3 protein-coding genes and 1 pseudogene are annotated in these 3,535 nt (G+C 45.7%); all 4 read left to right on the top strand.

The genetic code is table 11. The features are described 5' to 3' along the window. A pseudogene (locus DFQ00_RS29370) lies at nt 1-519 on the top strand (copper amine oxidase N-terminal domain-containing protein); the annotation flags it as partial. A gap of 11 nt (nt 520-530) precedes the next feature. Then, nucleotides 531-1,070: a hypothetical protein gene (locus DFQ00_RS28430; protein ID WP_110899748.1), complete on the top strand. Its 540-nt coding sequence runs from the start codon at nt 531-533 to the stop codon at nt 1,068-1,070. Nucleotides 1,071-1,193: 123 nt separating this feature from the next. Beyond that, entirely contained in the window at nt 1,194-1,439 is a 246-nt protein-coding gene (locus tag DFQ00_RS28425) for a hypothetical protein (protein ID WP_110899747.1), read from the top strand. Nucleotides 1,440-1,538: 99 nt separating this feature from the next. Continuing rightward, nucleotides 1,539-2,366: a DUF5704 domain-containing protein gene (locus DFQ00_RS30040; RefSeq protein ID WP_244214031.1), complete on the top strand. Its 828-nt coding sequence runs from the start codon at nt 1,539-1,541 to the stop codon at nt 2,364-2,366. Nucleotides 2,367-3,535: the final 1,169 nt, after the last annotated feature.

The following is a 3,535-nucleotide window of genomic DNA, read 5'->3' as shown; positions in this document are numbered from 1 at the left end:
TGGGTATGGATTGGGAACAAGAATTTTCGGAGTACAGATGATAAGGAATTTAAACTGACGAAGCTGAGTGATTTTAAGGCGTATACGAAGAGTGACTTATCCTTCAGAGACATTAATGGAAAAGTTCATACAGGTGTGAAAATTATCAAAGAAAGTGATTTACCGATCAGATTGGCTGATAGTCAGGTCGTATACAGTTTGGATATGGTCAAAAGTAAGAAAACAGGGGAGGACTTAATCCAGATTCGAGCCAGCGAAGGAGGGTATCCCATTTCATTTTTGGTCAAAAATGATTTTGCTAAACCTCGTGGTGTAATCGATTTTCTTTTTACAGATAATCGAGATGATACGGTCATGAATTATTATCCTATAGTTAGTGAAAGTGATAAATTCCAAAATGGAAATTATATAGAAAATTATGATTATAGCAAATTTAAACTTAATTCTGCAGATTACATATTACTCAAATCGCTTGATTGGGAAAACTATGCTATAGCCATTGTGAATCCATTTAAGTAGAGGAGTTAATTATGATACAACGGATAATAAGCTTCTTACTCTCAATGGTCATATTATTTTCTTCACTATTCGCTATTTTCACATTTCACTCTGGTACGGCTGAGGCAGCCGTTTTCACTGTTGGGGCAGACAGGCTCTTGCAGGACCCTGATAATCCAAATTTATACTACTTTGTTGGTATGGTGTATTACGAAGTGTGGAAAAGTAGTGGTGGTCAATGGACAGATGAGGGGCACAAACCAGGTGACAAAGTATTGCAGGTTGATGGGGGAACATACGAATTTGCATTCGGATCAAATCGAAAGATTAAAAACATTGAGGTTACACAATTTCAATATAACTGGAAGAATTCCAATAATACAAATTTGGGCGAATTGATCTTTACAAAATCCAGAGCAGAAGAGTTAAGACAACACCCTAAACAATATTATCAAAGAGCTACCTCATCGAGGGATTATGACAAATATAGGGATACACCCGTTGTAGGTAAGGGGACTAATAAAGCACAAAAAGAGTTTTATGTTTTGGATGGGTGGCTTATAGCACAATAAGCAGTAGATCGGAAAAGGGAGGAGGAGCAGAAGCCAAACATACCACCATTTGCTCCCGGTGTAGAAGGGTATCGTTATTACTTCCCAACCCTATTTGCCATAGAACTCGAACCAGCCGAAGGCATGGCGATTATTCAGCACTTCGATACCAAAGGTAATCCGTTGAATGGTATAGACGGTTTTACCGACAAGGAAATGAAGCTGGAGAAGGGGAAGGATTATACCTTCCCTCACACCGCGCCAGGTGAAAAGTATACATATGAAGGTCACAAGAAGAGCACTCGGGAAATGCCTAAAGTCACGGGGGGTTCTCGAACGGGTGGAGACCCGGTGGGATTCAAATATGACGGCACCTTTCCTAACTACTAGGTTTACTACTACTACAAACTTAAAAATCCAGAGGAACCGAACAATTCAGATAACGTGTGTACCCGGCCTGAGCCCGGACAGACGATGGAAGGAGAGAGCATGAACCCGGCCGTCAGGGCCATGATTAAGGCGGATCAGCGAGGCAGTGAACCGTTCGATGTGCTAAAGGGCATTCCGACATCAGAAAGTCTGTACGGCAACGTCTTCGCCCTGAACTATCTATTCAAAAACCAATTTGTTCAGATGACGGGCACGTGTACCTATACTGTCGTTGTAGAAACAACCTGGACGCTAACCTGGACCGAAGAGGGCGAGGATGAGGAGACGCCCCCTACACCCATGACGGATACCGAAGTGGTGCCTAGTTCGTATACCGTAGTTCGACCTTATTCGTATTGGACGATTGCAGGACTTAGTGTCTACAACATTGAGGATGCAACTTTAGAAAACTACGCCTTCTCAGGGGAGCAGATCACGATCAATCCTTCCGGATATACACCCCCTGATTTTACCGCGGAAACGACGGGAGATTTCTACCCGGCGCCACTGCCTGAGAAGGTGCAAGGGCCGCCTCAATCCAAGGACGGTGAGGACAGCAGGCCGGACCCGGATCCATTAGATTTTCAGGATGTAGCCGAAGCAGCCATTCCCGATGTGCAGGTTGAAAATGATTCGTTGGTGTTCAAGGGCCAGACGATCATGGACAAGCAGCGTACGCCAAAGAAGGACCACAACCTGGACAAATTCCTGAACCAGAGGAAATTGATCCATATGTGCTCTACAGCCCGTATAACTACATTCCGTCCGAGAAGACGAACAAGAAGGATCAACCGAGCACAGGACAGATCCGTTATACGCTGGCGGATGGTAGTGTTGAGGCTGAGGAGGAAGAACTGGCGTATGACATTGCAGGAATCAACACCGTAACGGTCCACACTCCGGTCGTCAACTATTCTCTCGTATCGGATGATCAGCCGCATAACCAGAAAACCGTACCCAACATGAATCGCTCTGCCTTGATTCTGGAGCGTCCATTCACGGTACGCATGCCTACCAGCGGTCAGCATCTGGATGTTGGCTCGTATCCGGGGTACGGGAATCGGGACTATGCCAAATATTTTCGGATTAAACAGGTGCGATTCCCCTTTGACGTGTATAGCGAAGACCGGACGCAGTTTTATCCGAGGAATACGTGGATTGATGTTCCGGTGTATGTCCTGGATACGACCTTCTATCTTCCGGTTTGGGTTGACGAAGGGGGCTACCAGGTGCAGTTCCGCAATATTGCCGAGAATGCCCCGGACGATTTCGAAAGCATGTCCCGTAGTAATGCGCAGCCAGATGCGAATACCGATCTAACGTATCATCTGGCGAGTGACGAAGTTTCGGTTGAGTTTATCGGCAGGCTGTACGATTTTGAAATCACAGATATCGCTGACTACAACTGGGAACTGGTCTTCCGCCGTTACAAGGGAAGTATAGCTCCAACGTGGATTAGCTACTGGACCGGCACGCAGGATATTGACGGGGACAAGCGGGGAAATTATTCACAGTTCACCGTGCCCATTCGTCCGGGAAGCCATCCGCTTCAGGGGTATAAGAATGTAGCCGTGAAGACGGGATACCACTTTAAATTCGATTTTAAAACCAAAGGCAATATGTTTGGCCCGCGAGATGGCATTCGGCTTACACCGACCTTTGATTTTGTGAGCAAGGATGGAAAAACGCGTGTGCCTGTGGATCTGTACTACTCAACCAATCAGCGGAACTTTATCCGTATTGGTTCCGCAGAGGATCAGGTGAAACGGTTTGTCATTCTGAACGACCGGATGCGTCAGGTGCCTGGGGTGCAGCTGCGTGATACCGCAACGTACAAGTACAATCGCTATGGTGAGATACACCCGGGTATGATGAGTGAGCAAGCGTATCAAGAATACTACCGGGACAAGTTCTTAAATTAGATATCAGGGATCAAGTGAGGGAAAGATTGCGTATAAGACACGTTAGTTTTCACAAAAGAAGAAGTAGAGTCCAAACCTGGACAGATGGAGAACGTGATGAGTAGAATACAAGTGACCCCGGAGCGATTGTTTGAA

It is taken from the genome of Paenibacillus barcinonensis (assembly GCF_003217495.1).
Taxonomy (GTDB): domain Bacteria; phylum Bacillota; class Bacilli; order Paenibacillales; family Paenibacillaceae; genus Paenibacillus; species Paenibacillus barcinonensis.
This window is presented reverse-complemented; position numbering and strand designations above follow the sequence as displayed.